A 23,181-nucleotide genomic window follows, 5' to 3' on the forward strand; every position below is an offset into this window, starting at 1 on the left:
CTGAAGGGTGCGACGGCCGTCCTGACGCCGCGCCGCGCCGGATCGCGCGCCGCGTGTGCCGGCGCACGACGCGCGCGCTCAGAGCGCCGCGTGCTCCACGACGAGCTGCACGCGCGACACGCCGTTCCACGTGTCGCGCACGAGGCGGTACGCGATGGTGGTGTGCTGCGGCAGCGACTCGGTGTGATTGAACCAGATCGCGTTGAAGCGCTGGCGGCCGCGCAGCAGTTGGAGTTTCAGGTGTTTGTCCTTGACGAGCGCCTGCGAGGCCACCTCGAATTCGCCCGCGAACACCGGCGCCGGGAAGCCCTGGCCCCACACGGCCGCGTCGAGCATTTCGACGAAATCGGGCGTGAAATAGGCGTCTTCGAGATCGCCGTCGGTTTCCACGGTGCGGGCGAGCGCTTCTTCGGTGAGCCACTCGCGGCCCACGCGCTCGAAGGCTTCGGCGAAGCGCGGCACGTCGGCGGCGGCGATCGTCATGCCCGCGGCCATGGCGTGGCCGCCGAACTTGTGGATGAGACCCGGCTCGCGCTTCGAGATCAGGTCGACGGCGTCGCGCAGATGGAAACCGGGGATCGAGCGGCCCGAGCCTTTCACGAGTTCGCCGTCGTCGTCGGCGGGCGCGAACGTGAAGGAGGGGCGATGGAAGCGTTCCTTGAGCCGTCCCGCGACGATCCCGATCACGCCCTGATGCCAGCCTTCGTTGAAGAGCGTGAGCGTGGCCTTGCCTTGCGGGTCGACATCGGCGAGATCGGCCAGCGCCTGCTGCTGCATGCCCGCCTCGATTTCGCGGCGCTCGCGGTTCATGCCGTCGAGCTGCTGCGCGAGTTCCCACGCGCGGCCCACGTCGTCGGTGGTCAGGCATTCGATCCCGAGCGACATGTCCGAGAGCCGGCCTGCCGCGTTCAGGCGCGGCCCGAGCGCGAAGCCGAGATCGAATCCCGACGCGCTTTTCGCCTCGCGCGCCGCGGCGCGAAACAGCGCGGCGATACCCGGTTGCATGCGGCCGTTACGAATGCGCTGCAAGCCTTGCGCGACGAGCACGCGGTTATTGCCGTCGAGCTTCACGACGTCGGCCACGGTGCCGAGCGCGACCAGGTCGAGCAGGCCGTCCAGGCGCGGTTCGGGCTTGCCGTCGGCGAACGCGCCGCGCTGGCGCAACTCGGCGCGCAGCGCGAGCAGCGTGTAGAACATCACGCCCACGCCCGCGATGCACTTGCTCGGGAACTCGCAGCCCGGCTGGTTCGGATTGACGATGGCGCGCGCGTCGGGCAGCGTGTCGCCGGGCAGGTGGTGGTCGGTCACGAGCACTTCGATGCCGAGTTCGTTGGCGGCTTCGACGCCTTCCACGCTGGCGATGCCGTTATCGACGGTGATCAGCACGTCGGGCGGCCCGCCTTTGCGCTGCGCGGCGAGCGCGACGATTTCGGGCGTGAGGCCGTAGCCGTACTCGAAGCGGTTGGGCACGAGATAGTCGATCTGCGCGCCGAACATGCGCAGGCCGCGCACGGCCACGGCGCAGGCGGTCGCGCCGTCGCAGTCGTAGTCGGCGACCACCAGCATGCGGCAGTCCGCTTCGAGGGCGTCGGCGAGCAGCACGGCGGCGTCTTCGAGTCCCTTCATGCTCGCGGGCGGGATCAGGCGGGCGAGGCCGGTTTCGATTTCGACCGGTTCGCAGACGCCGCGCGAGGCGTACAGGCGGGCGAGCACGGGATGCAGGCCGTGGCGCACGAGCGCTTCGGTGTCGGCGGGGGAGCAGGCGCGGGTGACGATTCGGGTCATGCTGAACGGCTTAAGAGAGAAGTCATGCGGATGGGCTTATTCGATGAACAGCGACGCGAACGGGCGGCGGCGCCAGAACTTGCGCAGATCGCCGCGCGTGACGGACAGCGTGACCGAGCCCGTGTCGCCGCATAGCGTGAGATCGAGCGCGCCGAGCGCGCCCGCTTCGAGCGCCGCGAGCGCGGGCGAGAACCAGTCCTGCTCGAGCTGCGCGAAGGCCGCGTTCCAGCGGCCCCAGTCCTGCTGGATGAACGCGGCCGAAAACGGATCGAGTTCGACGAGGGCGGCGCCCGCCGTGGTCGTGGCGGCGTTGGCGAACGCCTGGAACGTGGCGGGCGCGGGGCCGACCTCGGCTTTCGCGGCGAGCGCGAGGCCGCGCGTGGCGGCGGCGTCCGAGCGCACCCGGGCGAACGGGCTCGCGACGGCGCGCAACGCGCCCTGGGCGTGAAACCAGATCGAGTTGACGGCGGGCAAGCCGCGCGCCTCGCGCGCTTCGTTCACGGCATGCTCGAACCAGGCCATCTGCACCTCGTTCTGCACCTTCATCCACGGGCGCGAGCGCTGGCCCGACTGCGCTTCGTGCGGCAGCCAGATTTCGATGTTGCGCCCGCTTGCGCGCAACGGCGACGCGCCCGCGAGCGTGCCGAACTGCTCGCTCGAGACATACCAGCGCTGCGGCGCGGGCGCGACGATGCGCACGCCCAGTTCTTCGATCAGCGGCCGGGCCACCTCGTAGAGCGTGGCGGCGTCGCTATCGGTGAGTTCGAGCGCGGCCGGATCGATCAGCACGAGATGGTCATGCGCGATGCGCACGTGCACGGGCTGGATGCAGGCCCACGTGGCGTCGCCGGGCGCGCCGCCGTCGGCGAGCAGCATGTAGGGCGCGAGCGGCGCTTCGTCCGGCGCGGCCCCGGCGGCGTTCGCACCGGCGCTGGCCGCCAGCACGCCGAACTGCCGGGCGACCCAGCGCTCGTGCGGCAGCGTGCGCTGGAAGTCTTCGCCGATCACCTGTTCGCCGAGCGTGGCGCGCGCCGCGAGTTTCGCGAGGGCCGGATAGTCGAGGCCCGAAAGCGCCGTGGAGGCGATGGCCGCGGGCGGCAAGGCGAAGGGGACGAGAAGATGAAGTCGGTCGGCGGGCATGGAGCGCATTGTACTTCGGCGCACGTGGCTCGCGGGCGCGGTCCGCGGCGCGCGGGTCGAGGTGATTCAGCCGCGGCGGCGTGACCGGAGCCGCGCGCGGACGGGCACTTTGTCGGCGTCATCCCGCTCGAAGCGTAGGGCGCGCCGCTGCCGCGACGGGCGGCGCGCAGTATCGACGCACCACCTGCGGCCAACCGGCGCGCCCGACGGCACGCCCGCGAGACCCCGGCGGAACACGGAAAACCGTGCGAAAGTCCGTCTAGCGCCGACAGTGTGGCAAACTTCGCGCTTGATCGACACCGGACCCGGCACGATATTCGCTCAGGCGACGCCGCAGTTCGCACCCGGCGCCGCCCTGCGACACACGCCAATCGCGCAGTGAGCGCAGACAGTTAGCGCGAGCAGCGCCGGACCGCCGGACCGCCGGAGCGCCGGGCCGCCGGGCCGCCACGAAGACGCATAAAGGATTCGCTTGAAACTTCCCTACGAATGGCAGATAGGCTGGCGCTACACGCGCGCCGGCAAGCGCACGACCGGCAACGGTTTCATCTCGTTCATCGCGCTCATCTCGATGTCGGGCATCGCGCTCGGCGTCGCGGCGCTGATCGTCGTGCTCTCGGTGATGAACGGCTTCCAGCGCGATGTGCGCGACCGCATGCTCTCGGTGCTCGCGCACATCGAAGTTTTCTCGCCCACGGGCACCATGCCCGACTGGCAGCTCACCGCGAAGGAAGCCAAGACCAACCCCGAGGTGATCGGCGCGGCACCCTACGTGGACGCCCAGGCGCTGCTCACGCGCGGCGACAGCGTGAACGGCGTGCAGTTGCGCGGCGTCGAGCCCTCGGAAGAGCCGCAGGTGTCGGACATCGGCAAGGAGATGAAGGCGGGCAGCCTCAACAATCTCACGCCGGGCAGCTTCGGCATCGTGCTCGGTGGCGACCTCGCCATCAATCTCGGTGTGACGGTGGGCGACAAGGTCACGCTGGTCGCGCCCGAAGGCTCGATCACGCCGGCCGGCATGTTGCCGCGCCTGAAGCAGTTCACCGTGGTGGGTGTGTTCGAATCGGGCCATTACGAGTACGACAGCACGCTCGCGCTCACCAACATCCGCGACGCCGAAGTGCTGTACCGGCTCGGCGCGCCGAGCGGCGTGCGCTTGCGGCTCAAGGACATGCAGAAGGCGCCCGCCGTGGCGCGGCAACTCGTGCACACGCTCTCGGGCGACCTCTATATTCGCGACTGGACGCAGCAGAACAAGACCTGGTTCTCGGCCGTGCAGATCGAAAAGCGCATGATGTTCATCATCCTCACGCTCATCATCGCGGTCGCGGCGTTCAACCTGGTTTCGTCGCTGGTGATGACTGTCACCAACAAGCAGGCCGACATCGCGATCCTGCGCACGCTCGGCGCGCAGCCCGGCTCGATCATGAAGATCTTCGTGGTGCAGGGCGTGACGATCGGCTTCGTGGGCACGGCGATCGGCGTCGCGCTCGGCTGCCTGATCGCGTGGAGCATTCCGTGGCTCGTGCCGATGATCGAACACCTGCTCGGCGTGCAGTTCCTGCCGCCTTCGGTCTACTTCATCAGCGAGCTGCCTTCCGAACTCGTGCCCGGCGACGTGATCCGTATCGGCCTGATCGCCTTCGTGCTGTCCGCGCTCGCCACGCTGTATCCGAGCTGGCGCGCGGCCAAGGTGCGTCCGGCGGAGGCGCTGCGTTATGAATGACCGTCAATCGAATCAGCTTATGTCCAGCGATCATCCTTACGTGCTCGAAGCGCACGGCATCTCCAAGGTCTTCGGCCAGGGCACGCTCTCCGTGCAGGTGCTGCACGACACCGAACTCAAGGTGAAGCGCGGCGAGAAACTCGCTATCGTGGGCGCGTCGGGCTCGGGCAAGAGCACGTTGCTGCACGTGCTGGGCGGTCTCGACGAACCCGGCGCGGGCAAGGTCTCGCTGCTCGGCAAGCCGTTCACCGAACTCTCCGAGCGCGAGCGCAACGACCTGCGCAACCGCGCGCTGGGCTTCGTCTACCAGTTCCATCATTTGCTGCCGGAATTCTCGGCGCTCGACAACGTGGCGATGCCGCTGCGCATTCGCCGCATGCCGCAGGAAGCGGCGCGCGCGGAAGCGCTCGCCATTCTCGATCGCGTGGGTCTTGCGCATCGCGCGCGGCACCGTCCGGGCGAATTGTCGGGCGGCGAGCGTCAGCGCGTGGCCATTGCGCGCGCGCTCGTGACGAAGCCGGCCTGCGTGCTCGCCGACGAACCCACGGGCAATCTCGACGGCAGCACCGCCGACAACGTCTTCAACCTGATGCTCGAACTCTCCGACCAGTTCGAAACGAGCTTCGTGATCGTCACGCACGACACCGAACTCGCGGCGCGCTGCGACCGTATCGTGCGTTTGCGCGACGGCACGGTGCATGAAGAGCCGGTCGTGCCGTTCCAGGCGCAGGACTGAGGACGCTCGACGAGGCCACGCGAATCATGTGGATCGACACGCACTGTCATCTCGACGCCGGCGAATTCGACGCGGACCGCGACGCGGTCGCGGCTGCGGCGCTGGCGGCAGGCGTGTCGCGCATCGTGATTCCGGCCGTGGCGCGCGAGAACTTCGCGACCGTGCGTGCGCTCGCGCATCGCACCACGGGCGCCGTGTACGCGCTCGGCATTCATCCGCTCTACACGCCGCACGCCCGCGACGAGGACATTGACGTGCTGCGCGCGGAAATCGCGGCGAGTCTCGACGACCCGCGCTTCATCGGCATCGGCGAAATCGGCCTCGACTATTTCGTGCCGGGCCTCGACGCGGCACGTCAAGAGCACTTCTACGAAGCCCAATTGCGGCTCGCGCGCGAGTTCGATCTGCCTGCCATTTGTCACGTGCGCAAGTCGCAGGATCGCGTGCTCGCGGGCTTGCGCCGCAACGGCGTGAAGACCGGCATCGCGCACGCGTTCAACGGCAGCTTTCAGCAGGCGCGCGCGTTCATCGAGCACGGCATGCATCTGGGTTTCGGCGGCAACACGACCTTCGAGCGCTCGCTGCAGATCCGTCGTCTCGCCGAGCAACTGCCGCTCGAGGCGATCGTGATGGAAACCGACGCGCCCGACATCGCGCCGTCCTGGCTTTATCGCGAGCGCAATACGCCGGATCAGGTGCCGCGCATCGGCGCCGTGCTCGCGGGCTTGCGCGGCTTGAGGCCCGAGGAACTCGCCCTTGGCACAACGGCTAACGCTGCGGCCGCGCTGCCGCGGCTGGCGCTTTCCTCCGCATAATCGTCGACAAGGCGGTGCAGTGCTGCCTCATGCGAAGGAGGCGGAATGCGGGCGGTGTGGTGCGGGTTTGCGCTGGGCGTGATCGTGTTGCAGCAACAGGCGGCGTTGCCGGGCTGGCGTTGTTGGCTGGCGCTGGGCTTCGCCGGCGTGCTGGCGATGGCGTGGGCCGCGCTTGCATTGCGCGGCGCGTTGCTCGACGATCGCGGCGATGGCTCCGACGACGTAGCCGCCGATACCGCTGCGAATCTCTCCACGCGTTTCAAAGCCAGCGGCGCGCGTTGGCGTGTCGCGAGCGGCTGGGCGGCGGTCTGGCTCGCGGCCGCCTGCGCGGGTTTCGGCTATGCCGCCTGGCGCGCCGAGATCCGTCTCGCCGAAGCGCTGCCGGTTGCGTGGCAAACGCGCGATGTCGATGTCACGGGCTATATCGCAAGCCTGCCTGCCTACAGTAAGAACGATGGTAAGAACGACGCCGAAGGCGGCGCGAGCTTTCTCTTTCACGTCGAATCGTGGGGCGGTCGCGGTGCGGCAACGCCTTTGCCGCATTTAATCCAGTTGTCGTGGGTGCCGCGCGACGCGCCGTTGCCGCCGCTCGTGCCCGGCGCGCGCTGGCGCTTGACGGTGCGGCTCAAGCGGCCGCACGGCAACGGCAATTTCGGTTTGCGCGACAGCGAAGCCGCGCTGCTCGCGCGTGGGGTGCGCGCGACCGGTTACATCAGCGATCCCCAACACGCCACGCGACTCGCCCCCGATGCGGGCGGCTTCGGCGTGCGCATCGAACGGCGGCGCGCGGCGCTGCGGGCGCGGATCGACGCGGTGCTGGGGCAGGCGCCGCATCGCGGCATCGTGATCGCGCTCGCCACGGGCGCGCAGGACGCCGTGAGCGACGCGGACTGGCGGCTCATGCGCAACACGGGCACGAGTCATCTGGTGGCGATTTCCGGGCTGCATCTGGCCTTCGTCGCGGGACTCGCGGGCTGGGCCGCGGGCGCACTCTGGCGGCGTGCGCGCTGGCGCGGCGTGCCCGCGCCGCTGTTCCTCCCGGCGCAACGGGTCGCGCTCGCGGGCGCGCTCGTCGCGGCGGCGCTCTACGCGGCGCTGGCGGGATTCAACGTGCCGGTGCAGCGCGCGCTCGGCATGCTGGCGGTGGCGGCGCTCGCGCTGTTCGCGGGTCGCGCGATCGATCGCGCGACCATTCTCGCGTGGGCGCTCGGGCTCGTGCTGCTGCGCGATCCGTGGGCGGTCACGGCCGCCGGTTTCTGGCTCTCGTTCGGCGCCGTCGCGGCGATCCTCTATGCGGCGACGGGCGTGCCGCGCGTCCGTCGCGACGCGCCCGACCGGATGCCGGACGAGGACTTCGCGAACCCGATGCGCGACAAGGACGACGCCACGGCGTCCGTTTCCCGGGCAGTGCGCGAACCGCGCGGCCTGCGTGAACGATTGCGCGCGGTCTTCGCGCCCCGCGGTGGTTGGCGCGCCGGTGCGCAACGCTGGCGCGCGCGCGTGGCGGACAGCGCCCGCGTCCAATGGGCCGTGACCGTCGCGCTCGCCCCGCTCACGGCGTACTGGTTCGGCCAGATTCCGCTGATCGGCCCATTCGCGAACGCCTTCGCGATTCCGTGGGTGAGCATGCTCGTCACGCCCACGGTCCTGACGAGCGCCGCCTTGCCCGCGCCGCTCGACGCGTACGCGCTGCACGCCGCGCATCGTTTCATCAGCGTGATGATGCAGGCGCTCGGCGCCTTCGCCGACCTGCCGGGCGCCGTGCTGCGCTTGCCGCAACCGGGCGCGTGGCCGCTCGTCTGCGCGGCGGTGGGCGTGGCCTGGTTGCTCGCGCCGCGCGGCTGGCCGCTGCGCTGGCTCGCCCCTTTCACATGGCTTCCGCTCGTGATCCCCGCGCCGGGCGGCCCGCCGCCGGGCGCGTTCCGGCTCACGGCGCTCGACATCGGGCAGGGCACCTCGGTGCTGGTCGAGACGGCGCACCACACGCTGCTGTTCGACGCGGGACCCGGTCCCGAGTCCACCCACGCGGGCGAGCGCATCGTCGTGCCGTATTTGCAGGCGCATGGCGTGCAACGGCTCGACACGCTGATGATCAGCCACGACGACTCCGATCATTCGGGCGGCGCGCCGGCCGTGCTCGATGCGATTCGCGTGGACACCTTTGTGGCGGGCATCGCGCGTGCCCATCCGTTGTGGGCGAAGGCGCAAGAGCAGGGCGCGCGGCGCGTGCAATGCGCGGCGGGGCAGCGCTGGCAATGGGACGGCGTGGGTTTCGAGGTGCTCTGGCCCGATCCGGGACCGCTCGCGGGCAAGCCGAACGGGCATTGCTGCGTGCTGCGCGTGACGAGCGCGGCGGAATTGCCGGATGGGCCGGACGCGCGCGGTGACGAACCCGCAGGCGAACCGGCAGGCGAACCCGTCACGGCGCTGATCGCCGCCGACATCGAAGCGAACGTCGAGCGCACGCTGCTCGCGCGCGCACCCGAACGGCTGCGCGCGCAGGTCCTAATCGTGCCGCACCACGGCAGCCGCACCTCGTCGACTGAACCGTTCCTCGATTCCGTTTGGCCGCTGGTCGCCGTATTTCAGGTAGGCTTCCTCAATCGATTTCATCACCCGAATCCGGGCGTGTACGCGCGTTATGCCGCGCGCCACATCGTGCTGGCGCGCAGCGACACGGATGGCGCCGTGCGTATCGAGGCGCGGGCGGGAGCGATCGGCGTGGAACGCTTTCGCGAGCACGCGCGGCGCTACTGGATGGATCCGCGCGCGCCCGACGTCAATTGATGCGGATTGATGTCGATTAACGTGTGGCACGGCGGTGATCGACTCGCGGCATCGGCAGAGAAAAAGCTCACGCCCCCGCCCAACGCGAAAAACACAACGCAAAAACAGAGAGACAGCGCGCCCTTGAAAAACGTCATTCACTTCTCGCACGCGAACGGCTTTCCGGCGTCCACGTACCGGACCTTCTTCGCGGAACTCGGCGACACCTACGAGCTGCGCCATATCGAGCGCATCGGGCACGACGCGCGCTTCCCGGTCACGCGCGACTGGCCGCATCTGGTCGAACAGCTCATCGACGATATCGGCCGCCGCTATGAAGAACCGGTGTGGCTCGTCGGGCATTCGCTCGGCGGCTATCTTTCGCTGATGGCGGCGCTCAGGAAGCCGCAATGGGTGCGGGGCGTGGTGATGCTCGACTCGCCCGTGATCGCGGGCTGGCGCAGCAGCCTGCTGCGCATGACGCAATGGACTGGGCTGGACGAACGGCTCTCGCCGGCCGCCGCCACGCGCAAGCGCCGCACGAGCTGGTCGAGCCGCGACGAGGCATGGCGCCACTTTCACTCGAAGCCCGCGTTCGCGCGCTGGGACGAGCGCGTGTTGTCCGACTATATCGACTTCGGCATGCCGCAAACTTCGCCCGACGGCACGCGCACGCTCGCGTTCGATCGGCAGATCGAATATCAGATCTATCGCACGTTGCCGCACACGTTGGGCGCGCGTCTCGTGCACGGGGCGCCGGTGCCGGTGAGCTTCATCGCGGGCACGCGCTCGCGCGAAGTGCGTCAGGTCGGTCTCGACGCCACGCGGCGGATCGCGGGCGAGCGTTTCGAGTGGATGGAAGGCAGCCATCTCTATCCGATGGAGCGGCCCATCGACACCGCGCGCGCCGTGCAACGCCTGCTTTACGCAATGGAAAACGGCGCCTGAGCGCGGCGCCCGTTGATCGCTCCGAATCTCGCTATCCCGTCGCGTCATTCGTCTGGCCAGCGTCTGGCCGGCATCGGGCCAGAAGGGCGGCTCGAGCGTGACCGGATCGCCCGCCCCGCACGCGCTGCGAGCCGCCGCCACGCGGCTCGATGAGCGCCTCCTGCCGGTATCGCAGGACCGAAGTCAAGCGCCATCGCACCTCGCGCAACGCGCGAGCAAAATTCAGGGTTAGCCCTTGCTTTCAGGTATAATCCGTTTTTCCCGCGAGCATTCAGCGATGACCAAATATGTTTTCGTCACCGGCGGCGTAGTTTCCTCCCTCGGCAAGGGTATTGCCGCCGCCTCCCTCGCCGCGATCCTCGAATCGCGCGGTCTCAAAGTCACCCTCCTCAAGCTCGATCCCTACATCAACGTCGACCCCGGCACGATGAGCCCGTTTCAACACGGCGAAGTGTTCGTAACGGAAGACGGAGCGGAAACCGACCTCGACCTCGGCCACTATGAGCGCTTCATCTCCACGAAGATGCGCAAGGCCAACAACTTCACCACGGGCCAGATCTACGAATCGGTGATCCGCAAGGAACGCCGCGGCGACTATCTGGGCAAGACCGTGCAGGTCATTCCGCACATCACGAACGAAATCCAGGCGTTCGTCGAGCGTGGCGCGGCCTCGGCCACCTGCGGCGAGCCCGACGTGGCGATCGTCGAAGTGGGCGGTACGGTGGGTGACATCGAATCGCTGCCGTTCCTCGAAGCCGCGCGTCAGATGAGCCTGCGCCTCGGCCGCAACAGCGCGTGCTTCGTGCACCTCACGCTGGTGCCGTTCATCGCCACGGCGGGCGAACTCAAGACCAAGCCCACGCAGCACAGCGTGCAGAAGCTGCGCGAAATCGGTATCTATCCGAACGTGCTGCTGTGCCGCGCCGACCGTCGCATTCCCGACGACGAGCGCGCCAAGATCTCGATGTTCTCGAACGTCCCCGAAGACGCCGTCATTTCGGTGTGGGACGCCGACAGCATCTACAAGATTCCGCAAATGCTGCACGATCAGGGTCTCGACTCGATCGTCTGCGACGAGCTGAAGCTCTCCGCCAAGCCGGCCGACCTGACCGTGTGGTCGCAAATGGTCGAGAAGCTCGAGCATCCGGAGCACGAAGTCACCATCGGCATGGTCGGCAAGTACGTCGACCTGACCGAGTCGTACAAGTCGCTCATCGAAGCGCTGCGCCATGCGTCGATCAAGACGTCGACCAAGGTCAACATCGAGTATCTCGATTCGGAGCAGATCGACGAACAGGGCGTGGACAGCCTCAAGCATCTCGACGCGATTCTCGTGCCGGGCGGTTTCGGCCGTCGCGGCACCGAAGGCAAGATCAAGGCCATCCAGTACGCTCGCGAAGCGAAGGTGCCGTATCTCGGCATCTGCCTCGGCATGCAGCTCGCGGTGATCGAATTCGCGCGCGACGTGGTGGGCCTGAAGCACGCGAACAGCACGGAATTCGATCCGGACACGCCCGACCGCGTGGTCGCGCTCATCACCGAATGGGCCGACCGCGAAGGCAAGGTCGAAAAGCGCAGCGAAGATTCGGACCTCGGCGGCACGATGCGGCTCGGTTCGCAGCGCTGCCCGATCAAGCCCGGCACGCTCGCATCGGAAATCTACGGCAAGGATGTGAACGAGCGTCACCGTCACCGTTATGAAGTCAATAACGGCTACGTGCCCAAGCTCGAAGCGGGCGGCCTTATCATCAGCGCCCGTACCCCGAGCGAAGACCTGCCGGAAATGATGGAACTGCCGCGCGAGATGCACCCGTGGTTCGTCGGCGTGCAGTTCCACCCGGAATTCACGTCCACGCCGCGTGACGGCCATCCGCTCTTCAAGGCGTATGTCGAAGCGGCGCTCGCGCACCAGCAGTCGCGCGCCGAGGAGAAAGCATGAACCTGTGCGGTTTCGAGATTGGTCTCGACAAGCCGTTCTTCCTGATCGCGGGCACCTGCGTCGTCGAGTCGGAGCAAATGACGATCGACGTCGCCGGCCGTCTCAAAGAGATCACGTCGAAGCTCGGCATTCCGTTCATCTACAAGTCGTCGTTCGACAAGGCGAACCGTTCGAGCGGCAAGTCGTTCCGCGGTCCGGGCATGGACGAAGGTCTGCGCATTCTTTCGGAAGTGAAGCGTCAGCTCGGCCTGCCCGTGCTCACCGACGTGCACACGGAAGAAGAGATCGAACCGGTCGCGGCGGTTGTGGACGTGCTGCAAACGCCCGCGTTCCTGTGCCGTCAGACCGACTTCATCCACGCTTGCGCGCGTTCGGGCAAGCCGGTGAACATCAAGAAAGGCCAGTTCCTCGCGCCGCACGACATGAAGAATGTGATCGACAAGGCGCGCAACGCGGCGCGTGAAGCGGGTCTTTCCGAAGACCGCTTCATGGCGTGCGAGCGCGGCGTCTCGTTCGGCTACAACAACCTGGTTTCGGACATGCGCTCGCTCGCCATCATGCGCGAGACCGCCGCGCCGGTCGTGTTCGACGCGACCCACTCGGTGCAGTTGCCGGGCGGGCAGGGCACCAGCTCGGGCGGCCAGCGCGAATTCGTGCCGGTGCTCGCGCGCGCGGCCGTGGCCACGGGCGTTTCGGGTCTCTTCATGGAGACGCACCCGAACCCCGCGGAAGCGAAATCCGACGGTCCGAACGCGGTGCCGCTCGGCCGCATGGCGGATCTGCTCGAAACGCTCGTGACGCTCGACCAGGCGGTCAAGCGCACGCCGTTCCTCGAGAACGACTTCAACTGAAGCTGTCATCCTGGTTGTACCCTGGGTAGTACCCATGCAGTACGCGCCGCTTCGGTTGCACGGGCGGCGCGATGGAGGAGCCGCGCGGTGGTGGGCAACTCCCGGGCAAGTCCGCGCGTCACGCGCACCGATGTCACGAAGCGGCATCGTCCCGTGCGTACCATGACTTGCACGCCGCGCATGATGTAGAAGGCAGCGTGGCAGCGCGTGGGTAGCCGTCGAACGGCAGCCCGGCGCGCTGCGACATGAACCCGACGACCGCGCTTTCCGTTCCCTGCGCGCCACGCGTTGCAGGCGACGACATCTCAGCCCGCGCGTGACCGGCCGCTCAGCGCCGGACAAGGGGCGAGGCGGGCAGCAGGGCAGGCGGCGCCGGTCGCGCAAGAATTACTGTCATTTCCTGAGGAAACCATGAGTGCAATCGTAGATATCATCGGTCGCGAGATCCTGGATTCGCGCGGCAATCCCACCGTCGAATGCGACGTGCTGCTCGAGTCGGGCACGATGGGCCGCGCGGCCGTGCCGTCGGGCGCGTCCACGGGCTCGCGCGAAGCGATCGAACTGCGCGACGGCGAAGCCGGCCGCTACAACGGCAAGGGCGTGCTCAAAGCCGTCGAGCACATCAACACCGAAATCTCCGAGGCGATCATGGGCCTCGACGCGTCGGAACAAGCCTTCCTCGACAAGACCCTGCTCGAGCTCGACGGCACCGACAACAAGTCGCGTCTCGGCGCGAACGCGATGCTGGCCGTCTCGATGGCCGTCGCGAAGGCCGCCGCTGAAGAAGCCGGCCTGCCGCTGTACCGCTACTTCGGCGGTTCGGGCGCGATGCAACTGCCCGTGCCGATGATGAACATCGTCAACGGCGGCGCGCACGCGAACAACAGCCTGGACATCCAGGAATTCATGATCGTGCCGGTGAGCCAGCCGACGTTCCGCGAAGCGCTGCGTTGCGGCGCGGAAATTTTCCACGCGCTCAAGAAGATCCTCTCGGATCGCGGCATGAGCACGGCCGTGGGCGACGAAGGCGGTTTCGCGCCGAACTTCGGCAGCAACGACGAATGCCTTTCGACGATCCTGCAAGCCATCGAGAAAGCCGGCTATCGCGCCGGTGAAGACGTGCTGCTCGCGCTCGACTGCGCGGCGAGCGAGTTCTACCACGACGGCAAGTACCAGCTCGCGGGCGAAGGCCTGCAACTGTCGTCGTCGGAATTCGCCGACTACCTCGCGACGCTGTGCGACAAGTTCCCGATCGTCTCGATCGAAGACGGCATGCACGAGTCGGACTGGGCCGGCTGGAAGCTGCTCACGGAAAAACTCGGCAAGAAGATCCAGCTCGTGGGCGACGACCTGTTCGTCACCAACACGCGCATCCTGAAGGAAGGCATCGAGAAGGGCATCGCCAACTCGATCCTCATCAAGATCAACCAGATCGGCACGCTGACGGAAACCTTCGCCGCCATCGAAATGGCCAAGCGCGCGGGCTACACGGCCGTGATCTCGCACCGCTCGGGCGAAACCGAAGACTCGACGATCGCGGACATCGCCGTCGGCCTGAACGCCGGTCAGATCAAGACCGGTTCGCTCTCGCGCAGCGACCGCATCTCGAAGTACAACCAGCTGCTGCGTATCGAGGAAGACCTCGGTGATATCGCCAGCTATCCGGGCAAGTCGGCGTTCTATAACCTCCGTTAAGCGGATCCGACGCCGGCAGCAGCCTTGCTGTCCCACTTCGTTCTTGTTCACCGCCGCCCTGCGTTTTAGCGCAGGGCGGCGTGTATTTATCCGGCACCTTTCATGCGGCTTGTCACTGTCGTCCTGATCATCCTGCTCGTGCTGATCCAGTATCCGCTCTGGTGGGGCCATGGGGGTTGGCTGCGCGTGCACGAACTGCAACAGCAGCTCGCGCAGCAGCAAAAGCAGAACGACGACGAAAAGCTGCGTAACGAGCGCATCGCGGGCGAGGTGCAGGATTTGCAGAACGGCACCTCGGCCGTCGAAGAACGCGCGCGCTACGAGATGGGCATGGTGAAGGACGGCGAGGTGTTCGTGCAGTTCGTTTCGCCGAACCAGCCGGCACCCGCGCCGAGCGTATCGTCGAACACGTCGACGCGCGGCGAGATGTCGGCGGCGCCGGTGCGCGTGGTGCCGAACCCGGTGTCGCGCGTGCCGGAGAAGAAGCACGGGCACGGCAAGGAAACGAAGAAGAAGGCGGGCTGAACGTCCGGTGCGACCGCGAGAGCGCGGGTTTCGCATCGACCATGAAAAAAGCGCGGCAGCGAGCCGCGCTTTTTTGTTTTCCGCGCCAGAATCGGCACGCCTCGCGCCTGATGGCGAAACGTCCTTACCAGCCCCAACCCCAACCGGGATAGCCGTAACCGACGCCCGTGCCCCAGCCGCTGCCCCAGCCGCCGCTGGAATAGCCGCCGTACACGGTCACGGGCGGCGCATAGGCGCGCGACCACGCCTGCGCGGCGGCCTCGGTGGCGATGGCCTGGTCTTGATCGGCGAGCACCTGACGGTCGATCGCGTCATAGCGCGCGCGTTGTTCGGGCGTGAGCGCGGGCGCCGTGGCGGTGGTGGCCGCGCCCGGCTGGTTGGGCGGCAGGCGGCTGTAGATGGGTGACGGACCCGGCGGGTCCATCGTGCAACCCGCGACGAACACGGCAGCCACCAGCACGCCCGCGCCGCGCGCCGCGGCATGCCACGAGGCCGTGCGCGGCGCGCGTTCGCGCGAGGCGATGGCGTGACATTGGTTGGGTTTCATCTTGTTCTCCCTCGTAGCGCGATCGTTGTGTGCCCGGCAGGCGCCTTCCCGAGCGGCGCGTACGAGTGACGCAACTCAGTGCTCCAACTCAGTGACGCCGTTCCTGCGCCGGGCTGACACCTTCTGAGAGCGCGTTCGCCGCGAAAAGTTGCGCCACATCGACCGGGTCGAATTCGTAGCGCTGATTGCAGTAGTCGCAGTGAATTTCCACGTGACCGCGTTCCTCGATCACGCTGTCGACTTCGTCGCGGCCGAGCATCTTGAGCATCGCGCCGACCTTCTCGCGCGAGCACGTGCACTGGAAGCGCGGCGTGGCCGGATCGAAGTGGCGCACGTTCTCTTGCCAGAACAGACGGCGGAACAGCGTGGCCGAATCCTGTTCGAGCATTTCCTCGCGCGTGAGGGTGCCGCCGAGCGTGCACACGCGTTCCCACGTGTCGGTGTCGTGTTCGCCTTGATGCGGCACGATACCGCCGTCGCCGGGCAGCTTTTGCAGCAGCATGCCGACCGCGCGCTCGTCGTTCGCGGCAAGCCACATGCGCGTGTCGAGTTGTTCGGAGTGATGCATGTAATGCTCGAGCACCGCCGCGATCGACTTGAGCGGGCCGTCCTCGCCGTTGAGCGGCACGATGCCCTGATACGGCTGCTGACCGGGCTGCTTGCTCGCCGGGTCGAGCGTGATCACGCAGCGGCCGTTGCCGCTCGGGTTCACGAGCTCGGCGAAGTTCAGGTCGTCGGCGATCGCGAGCGGGTTGTCGCCCGTGTATTCCTCTGCGAGCCGCGCGGTCCCGCGCATCGACAGATCCGAGCCGCACTGCACGACCAGCATCCTGACCGGGCCGTCGCCGAAGATCTGCATGATCAGCGTGCCGTCGAACTTGAGGTTCGCGGACAGCAGCGAGCACGCGGCCATCATCTCGCCAAGCACCTGCCGCACGGGTAGCGGATACTGGCGGCGCGTGAGCACTTCCTGCCACGTGTCGGTGAGCGAGACGATCTCGCCGCGCACCGGCGCGGCGCTGAACATGAATTTTTGCAGCTGGTCGTTCACAATCTTTTCCTTCATTTCGATCCTGGCGGCGCGGCCCGCGCGGCTTTCGGCGAGGGCTTCAGGCCCCGGAACCGATCAACCGATGCGCACGAGCTGCGCCTTGAAATATTCGCGACGTTCCGCATAACCGTCGGCATTGCGTTTGAGATTGGCGATGTCGGCCTCGGTCAGCTCGCGCACGACCTTGGCCGGCGCGCCGAGAATCAGCGAGTTGTCGGGGAACACCTTGCCTTCGGTGACCACCGCGCCCGCGCCAACCAGACAGTTGCGGCCGATCACCGCGCCATTCAAGACCACCGCCTGAATCCCGATCAGCGCGCCCGCCTTGACGGTGCAGCCGTGCAGCATGGCCTGGTGGCCGATCGTGACGTTTTCCTCGACCGTGAGCGGGCAGCCGGGGTCGGTGTGCAAAACCGCGCCTTCCTGGACATTGCTGCGCGCGCCGATGCGGATCGGCTCGTTGTCGCCGCGCAGCGTCGCGCCGAACCAGACGCTCGATTCCTCGGCCAGTTCGACCTTGCCGATGATGGTCGCGCTGTCGGCGACGAACACGCTTTCGTGAATGGTCGGGGCAGCTTCGCCAAGCTTGTAGATGGCCACGGTATTGCGTCTCCTTGTCCTGCGGATGGTTCCTGCGAGGGCGGCTGCTGCACGGTGCCCGAAGCTCCGAAGTCGCGGGCGTGCCCGGCGAGCGCGGCCCCGTGCAGCAGGTGAATCGCGTATTGTAAACGGTTGCCTGCCTGGTTCGCCGGGTGCCAACGCACGCAGCGGCCTGGCCATTGCGCTTTTTTCCGACGATGTCCCGATGATTCCGGTTCCTCAAGCGACACCAGTCGCCGTCTCTCCCGCGGTTTCCCCCGCCTCCGGCTGGCGCGCCGCCGCGCTCGACGCCCTGCGCGAGCAGGACCCGCGCGCCAAGGCCGAGGCCGTGCGCGCGTTGTACGCGCTCGCCCAGCATGCCGCGCCGGACTGGCAGCCCGCGCGCGCCCTGGCCGCGCCCGAAGGGCTGCCGGGGCGCCCGGCGCGTCCGCCGCTGGTCGAGCCGCGCGAGTTGAAGCGCCGCGCCATGAGCACGCCGCAAGGGCGTGTCGTGCTGCTGCACGCGCTCGCGCATATCGAGTTCAACGCGATCAATCTCGCGCTCGACGCGGTCTGGCGCTTTCCCGGCATGCCCGACGCCTTTTACGCCGACTGGCTCAAGGTCGCGGCGGAGGAGGCGTATCACTTTTCGCTGCTGGTCGCGCGCCTCGCCGACTATGGCCAGGCTTACGGCGATTTTCCGGCGCACAACGGCCTCTGGGAGATGTGCGAGCGCACCAGCGCCGACGTGCTCGCCCGCATGGCGCTCGTGCCGCGCGTGCTCGAAGCGCGCGGGCTCGACGCCTCGCCGCCAATCCGCGCGCGCCTCGAGCAGGCCGGCGATAACGCCTCGGCGGCGATTCTCGACATCATCCTGCGCGACGAAGTGGGGCACGTGCGCATCGGCAATCACTGGTTCCGCCATCTGTGCGATGCGCGTGGCGTGGACCCGCACGCCACGTGGCTCGCGCTCGCCGAGCAGTACCACGCGCCGCGCCTGCGCGGGCCATTCAACTTCGAGGCGCGCCGTTCGGCGGGCTTCGACGAAGCGGAGTTGAGCGCGCTCGCCGCGCAGGACGCGGCAGAGGCAAAGGCAGCGGGGGCGCCGTCGGAAGATCGCGCTGAGCGCTGAGTTGCGTGGCGCGTCGAGTCGCCGCGGGCGCATGCGCTTATGAACATGCCGTCGGCCGGTCGCCACGCCATCGCTACTTAATCGGCACGAATCGGCACGAATCGGCCAATCCCGCTGCGCATCGTCGCGATTCGCCGCGCATCGGCCGTCACTTGCTCCTATAATCGAACGATCATTCTTTTTTGCGGCAGCGCACATGAACCTTTCCCGATCCGAATTCGTCGACGTCAACGGCGTCCGTGTGCACGTGCGCCGCTGGGGCGCGCCCGATGCCCCCGCGCTCTTCATGCTGCACGGCTGGATGGACGTGGCGGCGTCGTTTCAGTTCGTCGTCGATGCGCTCGGCGACCGCTGGCAGGTGATCGCCCCCGATCTGCGCGGCTTCGGGCTCTCCGACTGGCCCGTCGCGCAAGGGCGCGCGAGCCACTACCTGTTCCACGACTATCTCGCCGATCTCGACGCGCTGCTCGCGCATTACGCGCCCGAGGGCGAAGTCGATCTCGTCGGCCACAGTCTCGGCGCGAATATCGTGTGTCTCTACGCGGGCGTGCGGCCCGAGCGGGTGCGCCGGGTGGTCGATCTCGAAGGCTTCGGCATGCCCGCGACCACGGCCCAGCAGGCGCCGCGCCGCGTGGCCGGCTGGCTCGACGAACTGCGTTCGCCGCCGCAGTTGCGCCCGTATCTGTCGCTCGAAGCCGTCGCCGCGCGCCTCGTGAAGACCAATCCGCGCCTGATCGAACCGCGTGCGCGCTTTCTCGCCGGGCATTGGTCGAAACCGGCGGCAGAGGGCGGTTATGTGCTGCTCGCCGATCCCGCGCACAAGATGCGCGGACCCTTGCTCTATCAGGCCGACGAGGTCATGGCGATCTGGTCGCAGGTGCGCGCGAAAGTGCTGCACGTGGAGGCGGCCGGCTCGGAAACGCTCGCGCGGCTGGCGGGCGCGGTGCCTGTCGGCGAGTTCAAGCGGCGCTTCGAGGCGTTCCCCGACTGGCGCGAGCGCGTGGTCGAAGGCGCGGGGCACATGGTGCATCACGATCAGCCCGAGGAAATCGCGCAGTTGATCGAGGCGTTCTGCGCCTGACTTCCGCACGCGGGACGTGGGGCGGCGGGCTCGGCCCGGTCAAACGGCCGCGCCGCGTTGCAGTAAAATGGACGCTTACTTCCCAGACGCCCGCAATGAACGCCGATCTCCACTGCCATTCCACCATCTCCGACGGCCAGCTCGCGCCGGCTGCCGTCGCGCAGCTCGCGAAACAGGGCGGGGTGGGGCTGTGGGCGCTCACCGATCACGACGAACTGGGCGGCCAGCGCGAAGCGCGCGCGACCGCCGAGGCGCTCGGCATGCGCTACGTGAGCGGCGTCGAGATTTCGGTCACGTGGGCGTCGCGCACGGTGCACATCGTCGGCCTCAACGTCGATCCCGACTGCGCGGCGCTCGCCGACGGTCTGGCGCGCACGCGCAATGGCCGCGCCGCCCGCGCGGAAGCGATCGGCGAACGTCTCGAGGAACTCGGCATTCCCGACGCCTACACGGGCGCGCTCGAGTACGTCTCGAACCCCGACCTGATCTCGCGCACGCACTTCGCGCGCTTTCTGGTGGAGTCGGGCCGCGCGAAAGACACGCAGGACGCGTTTTCCCGCTGGCTCGGCGACGGCAAGGCGGGCTACATCTCGCACCGCTGGGCCAAGCTCGCGGACGCGATCTCGTGGATCAAAACCGCGGGCGGCGAGGCGATCGTCGCGCATCCGGGCCGCTACGCCTACACGCAACTCGAATTCGACACGTTCTTCGGCGAATTCATCGACCTCGGCGGCAAGGCCATCGAAGTCGTCACGGGCAGCCACACGCCCGACCAGTACGGCGAGTACGCGGCCGTCGCGCGCCGCTTCGGCTTCGAGGCGTCGCGCGGCTCGGACTTCCACGCGCCGGGCCCGGACAGCATCGCGCCGGGCACGTTGCCGCCGCTGCCGTCCGATCTCAAGCCCGTTTGGGAGCGATGGCTGTAGGCCGCGCGCGGGTTTGACCTTCGCCGGCCGTTATCGCTCGCCGTCGTACCTCTCGCACGCGTTTGCAGGTTGCCGATTTCGACGTTGATACGGCGCACGCCGTTTGCGATGTTCGCGTATCGTCCTGGATCGCGCCGGGCGCGGAGCATTCGTCCCGGTTCGCATGCGTCTCGCGCTTTTCGTCCCGCGTTTTGTCCGGTTTCCCGTCCGGTTGTCGTGCGTCGTACCGTTTCGCATCGCGCTTCGCACCGCTCGCGCTCATTCGCACCGTTCGTACCCATTCGTCAGCTGATTACTGCCATGTCCCAGTTCTTTCGGCTTCACCCCGACAACCCGCAACCGCGCCTCGTCAAACAGGCCGTCGAGATCGTTCGCGACGGCGGCGTGATCGCGCTGCCGACCGATTCGAGCTATGCACTCGCCGCGCGCATCGACGATAAAAGCGCCGCCGAGCGTTTGCGCCGCATTCGCGGGCTCGACGAAAAGGCGCTGCTTTCGCTGATGGTGCGCGACCTGTCCGAACTCGCGAACTTCGCGATGGTCGACAATCGCCAGTACCGGCTCATCAAGTCGGTGACGCCGGGGCCGTATGTGTTCGTGCTGGTCGCGACCAAGGAAGTGCCGCGCCGCCTCTCGCATCCGTCGCGCAAGACGATCGGGCTGCGCGTGCCGGGCCATCCGATCCCGCTCGCGATACTCGAAGAACTGGGCGAGCCGCTGCTCGCCTCCACGCTGATCCTGCCGCCCGACACCGAACCGCTCAACGACCCCGAGGAGATTCGCGAACGCCTCGAAAAACAGGTCGATCTCGTGATCGACGGCGGCGCGTGCCCGTGCGAACCGTCGACGGTCATCGACCTCACGGGCGAGGAGCCGGTGCTCGTGCGCGCGGGGCGGGGCGCGCTGGCGCCGTTCGGTTTGACCGCGGAAGAAGCATGAAGCACCGCGCCGCAGATCCGGCGGCCGAACCGCAATCAGGCGCCGCGCGGCGCCGTGAAACAGCGCGCGGGCGAAATACCGGTAGCGCATTGATACAATAGCCCCCGCCATGGAAGCCAATCTCATTCAGACGATCGTCGTCTACGCGTTGCCCGTGATCTTCGCGATCACGTTGCACGAAGCCGCGCACGGTTACGTTGCGCGCCTGCTCGGTGACAACACGGCCTATGTGCTCGGCCGCGTGTCCTTCAACCCGATGCGCCATATCGACCCGATCGGCACGATCGCGATGCCGCTCGTGCTCTATTTCCTGACCAGCGGCGCGTTCGTGTTCGGCTATGCGAAGCCCGTGCCGATCGCCTTCGGCAACCTGCGCGATCCGCGCTGGGGCACGCTGTGGGTCGCGGCGGCGGGCCCGGCCTGCAACTTCGTGCAGGCGCTCGTGTGGGGCGTGTTCGGCGTGGCGCTGGCGGTGCTCGGCATCGACGAACCGTTCTTCACGCGCATGGCCGCGGCTGGCGTGGGCGTGAATCTCGTGCTGGGCGTGCTGAACCTCTTTCCGTTGCCGCCGCTCGACGGCGGCCGCGTGCTCGCGGCGCTGCTGCCCACCCGCGCCAGCATTGCGCTGTCGCGTCTCGAGCCCTATGGTTTCATCATCGTGATGGTCCTGCTCATGACGGGGGTCTTCACGCGATTCTGGCTGCGTCCGCTCGTGAGTCTAGGTTACGACGCGGTGACGGCCATTCTCACCCCCCTTGTGTCGCTTTTTTCATAAGTCGCTCTTTCCATAACATCATGTTCCCAGACCGTATCTTCTCCGGCATGCGGCCCACCGGGTCGCTGCACCTCGGCCACTATCACGGCGTGCTGAAAAACTGGGTGCGCCTGCAATCCGAGTATCCGTGCTTCTTCTGCGTGGTCGACTGGCATGCGCTCACCACGCACTACGAAACGCCGGATGTCATCGAGAAGAACGTCTGGGACGTGCTGATCGACTGGCTCGCGTCGGGCATCGACCCGAACCAGGCCACGCTGTTCATCCAGAGTCGCGTGCCCGAACACGCCGAACTCGCGCTCCTGCTCGGTATGAGCACGCCGCTCAGTTGGCTCGAGCGCGTGCCCACGTACAAGGAGCAGATCGAGAAGCTGCGCGACAAGGACCTCGGCACCTACGGCTTCCTCGGCTACCCCGTGCTGATGGCGGCGGACATTCTGCTGTACCGCGCCTCGCTCGTGCCGGTTGGCGAAGATCAGGTGCCGCACGTGGAAATGGCGCGCGAAATGGCGCGCCGCTTCAACTACATGTACGGCCGCGAACCGGGCTTCGAGGAAAAGGCCAACGAAGCCGCGAAGAAGCTCGGCGGCAAGCGCTCGAAGCTCTATCACGAGCTGCGCAACGCGTATCAGCAGGAAGGTAACGACGAGGCGCTCGAACAGGCGCGCGCGATGTTGTCGGAGTCGCAAAGCCTGTCGATGAGCGACCGCGAGCGCCTGTTCGGCTATCTCGAAGGCTCGCGCAAGATCATCCTGCCGGAGCCGCAGGTGCTCCTGACGGAAGCGTCGCGCATGCCGGGTCTCGACGGCCAGAAGATGTCGAAGTCGTACGGCAACACGATCGCGCTGCGCGAAGACGCGCAATCGATCGAAAAGAAGGTCCGCACGATGCCGACCGACCCGGCGCGCGTGCGCCGCACCGATCCGGGCGACCCGGACAAGTGCCCGGTGTGGCAGTTGCATCAGGTCTACACCGACGAACAGACGCACGAGTGGGTGCAGAAGGGCTGCCGCTCGGCGGGCATCGGCTGTCTGGAATGCAAGCAGCCGGTCATCGAAGGCATCCTGCGCGAACAGCAGCCGATGCTCGAACGCGCGCAGAAGTACATGGACGATCCGTCGCTGCTGCGCGCGATCGTTGCGGACGGTTGCGATCGCGCACGCAAGTACGCGACCGAAACCATGCGCGACGTGCGCGAGGCGATGGGCCTTTCGTACAACTGATC

At 67.4% G+C, this 23,181-nt stretch carries 20 protein-coding genes; 15 read left to right on the plus strand and 5 right to left on the minus strand.

Annotated features, from left to right (window positions below; all coding sequences use genetic code 11):
• Positions 1 to 78: 78 nt before the first annotated feature.
• Together recJ and FAZ98_RS05595 are read right to left on the minus strand one after the other, a co-directional pair.
• Positions 79 to 1,785 (minus strand): single-stranded-DNA-specific exonuclease RecJ, encoded by a 1,707-nt coding sequence (gene recJ / locus FAZ98_RS05590; RefSeq protein WP_158949541.1) that lies wholly within the window; start codon positions 1,783 to 1,785, stop codon positions 79 to 81.
• A gap of 36 nt (positions 1,786 to 1,821) precedes the next feature.
• On the minus strand, positions 1,822 to 2,934 hold the full coding sequence (locus FAZ98_RS05595; protein WP_199272300.1) for a regulator: 1,113 nt from the start codon (positions 2,932 to 2,934) through the stop codon (positions 1,822 to 1,824).
• Between the two features lie 463 nt (positions 2,935 to 3,397).
• Here FAZ98_RS05595 and FAZ98_RS05600 point away from each other — a divergent pair, with 463 nt between their 5' ends.
• The 9 genes from FAZ98_RS05600 to ftsB all read left to right on the plus strand — a co-directional run bounded on the left by FAZ98_RS05600 (position 3,398) and on the right by ftsB (position 14,926).
• Positions 3,398 to 4,651: a lipoprotein-releasing ABC transporter permease subunit gene (locus FAZ98_RS05600; protein ID WP_158949545.1), complete on the plus strand. Its 1,254-nt coding sequence runs from the start codon at positions 3,398 to 3,400 to the stop codon at positions 4,649 to 4,651.
• Entirely contained in the window at positions 4,644 to 5,387 is a 744-nt protein-coding gene (gene lolD / locus FAZ98_RS05605) for a lipoprotein-releasing ABC transporter ATP-binding protein LolD (protein WP_158949547.1), read from the plus strand. Before FAZ98_RS05600 ends, lolD begins: the two co-directional genes overlap by 8 nt.
• 26 nt (positions 5,388 to 5,413) lie before the next feature.
• Entirely contained in the window at positions 5,414 to 6,202 is a 789-nt protein-coding gene (locus FAZ98_RS05610) for a TatD family hydrolase (protein ID WP_158949549.1), read from the plus strand.
• 45 nt (positions 6,203 to 6,247) lie between these two features.
• Positions 6,248 to 8,989 (plus strand): ComEC/Rec2 family competence protein, encoded by a 2,742-nt coding sequence (locus tag FAZ98_RS05615; RefSeq protein WP_158949551.1) that lies wholly within the window; start codon positions 6,248 to 6,250, stop codon positions 8,987 to 8,989.
• Between the two features lie 123 nt (positions 8,990 to 9,112).
• A complete protein-coding gene (locus tag FAZ98_RS05620; protein WP_158949553.1) occupies positions 9,113 to 9,916 on the plus strand; it encodes an alpha/beta fold hydrolase in 804 nt (267 codons plus the stop codon).
• 277 nt (positions 9,917 to 10,193) lie between these two features.
• On the plus strand, positions 10,194 to 11,855 hold the full coding sequence (locus FAZ98_RS05625; RefSeq protein ID WP_158949555.1) for a CTP synthase: 1,662 nt from the start codon (positions 10,194 to 10,196) through the stop codon (positions 11,853 to 11,855).
• Entirely contained in the window at positions 11,852 to 12,706 is an 855-nt protein-coding gene (kdsA, locus tag FAZ98_RS05630; protein WP_158949557.1) for a 3-deoxy-8-phosphooctulonate synthase, read from the plus strand. Before FAZ98_RS05625 ends, kdsA begins: the two co-directional genes overlap by 4 nt.
• Before the next feature lie 411 nt (positions 12,707 to 13,117).
• The gene (eno, locus tag FAZ98_RS05635; RefSeq protein WP_158949559.1) at positions 13,118 to 14,401 is read left to right on the plus strand and encodes a phosphopyruvate hydratase; all 1,284 of its coding nucleotides are present in this window, start codon (positions 13,118 to 13,120) and stop codon (positions 14,399 to 14,401) included.
• A gap of 102 nt (positions 14,402 to 14,503) precedes the next feature.
• A complete protein-coding gene (ftsB, locus tag FAZ98_RS05640; RefSeq protein ID WP_158949561.1) occupies positions 14,504 to 14,926 on the plus strand; it encodes a cell division protein FtsB in 423 nt (140 codons plus the stop codon).
• A 124-nt stretch (positions 14,927 to 15,050) separates the two neighbouring features.
• Here the strand turns inward: ftsB and FAZ98_RS05645 are convergent, their stop codons facing one another.
• The 3 genes from FAZ98_RS05645 to FAZ98_RS05655 all read right to left on the minus strand — a co-directional run bounded on the left by FAZ98_RS05645 (position 15,051) and on the right by FAZ98_RS05655 (position 17,124).
• Positions 15,051 to 15,473: a hypothetical protein gene (locus FAZ98_RS05645; RefSeq protein WP_233272671.1), complete on the minus strand. Its 423-nt coding sequence runs from the start codon at positions 15,471 to 15,473 to the stop codon at positions 15,051 to 15,053.
• Positions 15,474 to 15,561: 88 nt separating this feature from the next.
• Entirely contained in the window at positions 15,562 to 16,524 is a 963-nt protein-coding gene (gene hslO, locus FAZ98_RS05650) for an Hsp33 family molecular chaperone HslO (protein ID WP_158951886.1), read from the minus strand.
• A 75-nt stretch (positions 16,525 to 16,599) separates the two neighbouring features.
• Positions 16,600 to 17,124 carry a gamma carbonic anhydrase family protein gene (locus FAZ98_RS05655; RefSeq protein ID WP_158949563.1) on the minus strand — a complete coding sequence of 175 codons (525 nt, stop codon included), beginning with the start codon at positions 17,122 to 17,124 and terminating at the stop codon, positions 16,600 to 16,602.
• Between the two features lie 205 nt (positions 17,125 to 17,329).
• Between FAZ98_RS05655 and FAZ98_RS05660 the strand changes: the two genes are divergently transcribed.
• The 6 genes from FAZ98_RS05660 to FAZ98_RS05685 all read left to right on the plus strand — a co-directional run bounded on the left by FAZ98_RS05660 (position 17,330) and on the right by FAZ98_RS05685 (position 23,179).
• The gene (locus tag FAZ98_RS05660) at positions 17,330 to 18,235 is read left to right on the plus strand and encodes a ferritin-like domain-containing protein (protein WP_158949565.1); all 906 of its coding nucleotides are present in this window, start codon (positions 17,330 to 17,332) and stop codon (positions 18,233 to 18,235) included.
• Positions 18,236 to 18,431: 196 nt separating this feature from the next.
• Positions 18,432 to 19,316 carry an alpha/beta fold hydrolase gene (locus FAZ98_RS05665; RefSeq protein ID WP_158949567.1) on the plus strand — a complete coding sequence of 295 codons (885 nt, stop codon included), beginning with the start codon at positions 18,432 to 18,434 and terminating at the stop codon, positions 19,314 to 19,316.
• Between the two features lie 95 nt (positions 19,317 to 19,411).
• The gene (locus FAZ98_RS05670) at positions 19,412 to 20,242 is read left to right on the plus strand and encodes a PHP domain-containing protein (protein WP_158949569.1); all 831 of its coding nucleotides are present in this window, start codon (positions 19,412 to 19,414) and stop codon (positions 20,240 to 20,242) included.
• A gap of 300 nt (positions 20,243 to 20,542) precedes the next feature.
• Positions 20,543 to 21,181 (plus strand): L-threonylcarbamoyladenylate synthase, encoded by a 639-nt coding sequence (locus FAZ98_RS05675; protein ID WP_158949571.1) that lies wholly within the window; start codon positions 20,543 to 20,545, stop codon positions 21,179 to 21,181.
• Between the two features lie 109 nt (positions 21,182 to 21,290).
• Positions 21,291 to 21,956 carry a site-2 protease family protein gene (locus tag FAZ98_RS05680; RefSeq protein ID WP_158949573.1) on the plus strand — a complete coding sequence of 222 codons (666 nt, stop codon included), beginning with the start codon at positions 21,291 to 21,293 and terminating at the stop codon, positions 21,954 to 21,956.
• A gap of 20 nt (positions 21,957 to 21,976) precedes the next feature.
• Positions 21,977 to 23,179, plus strand: coding sequence for a tryptophan--tRNA ligase (locus FAZ98_RS05685; RefSeq protein WP_158949575.1), 1,203 nt, complete (start codon positions 21,977 to 21,979; stop codon positions 23,177 to 23,179).
• The last annotated feature ends 2 nt before the right edge of the window (positions 23,180 to 23,181 follow it).

It is taken from the genome of Paraburkholderia acidisoli (genome assembly GCF_009789675.1).
Lineage (GTDB): Bacteria > Pseudomonadota > Gammaproteobacteria > Burkholderiales > Burkholderiaceae > Paraburkholderia > Paraburkholderia acidisoli.

Coding starts and splice junctions, on each gene's coding strand:
- recJ (WP_158949541.1), bottom strand. CDS start 1,785: ATGACCCGAATCGTCACCCGCGCCTGCTCCCCCGCCGACACCGAAGCG.
- FAZ98_RS05595 (WP_199272300.1), bottom strand. CDS start 2,934: ATGCGCTCCATGCCCGCCGACCGACTTCATCTTCTCGTCCCCTTCGCC.
- lolD (WP_158949547.1), top strand. CDS start 4,644: ATGAATGACCGTCAATCGAATCAGCTTATGTCCAGCGATCATCCTTAC.
- FAZ98_RS05610 (WP_158949549.1), top strand. CDS start 5,414: ATGTGGATCGACACGCACTGTCATCTCGACGCCGGCGAATTCGACGCG.
- FAZ98_RS05615 (WP_158949551.1), top strand. CDS start 6,248: ATGCGGGCGGTGTGGTGCGGGTTTGCGCTGGGCGTGATCGTGTTGCAG.
- FAZ98_RS05625 (WP_158949555.1), top strand. CDS start 10,194: ATGACCAAATATGTTTTCGTCACCGGCGGCGTAGTTTCCTCCCTCGGC.
- kdsA (WP_158949557.1), top strand. CDS start 11,852: ATGAACCTGTGCGGTTTCGAGATTGGTCTCGACAAGCCGTTCTTCCTG.
- eno (WP_158949559.1), top strand. CDS start 13,118: ATGAGTGCAATCGTAGATATCATCGGTCGCGAGATCCTGGATTCGCGC.
- ftsB (WP_158949561.1), top strand. CDS start 14,504: ATGCGGCTTGTCACTGTCGTCCTGATCATCCTGCTCGTGCTGATCCAG.
- FAZ98_RS05645 (WP_233272671.1), bottom strand. CDS start 15,473: ATGAAACCCAACCAATGTCACGCCATCGCCTCGCGCGAACGCGCGCCG.
- FAZ98_RS05660 (WP_158949565.1), top strand. CDS start 17,330: ATGATTCCGGTTCCTCAAGCGACACCAGTCGCCGTCTCTCCCGCGGTT.
- FAZ98_RS05665 (WP_158949567.1), top strand. CDS start 18,432: ATGAACCTTTCCCGATCCGAATTCGTCGACGTCAACGGCGTCCGTGTG.
- FAZ98_RS05670 (WP_158949569.1), top strand. CDS start 19,412: ATGAACGCCGATCTCCACTGCCATTCCACCATCTCCGACGGCCAGCTC.
- FAZ98_RS05675 (WP_158949571.1), top strand. CDS start 20,543: ATGTCCCAGTTCTTTCGGCTTCACCCCGACAACCCGCAACCGCGCCTC.
- FAZ98_RS05680 (WP_158949573.1), top strand. CDS start 21,291: ATGGAAGCCAATCTCATTCAGACGATCGTCGTCTACGCGTTGCCCGTG.
- FAZ98_RS05685 (WP_158949575.1), top strand. CDS start 21,977: ATGTTCCCAGACCGTATCTTCTCCGGCATGCGGCCCACCGGGTCGCTG.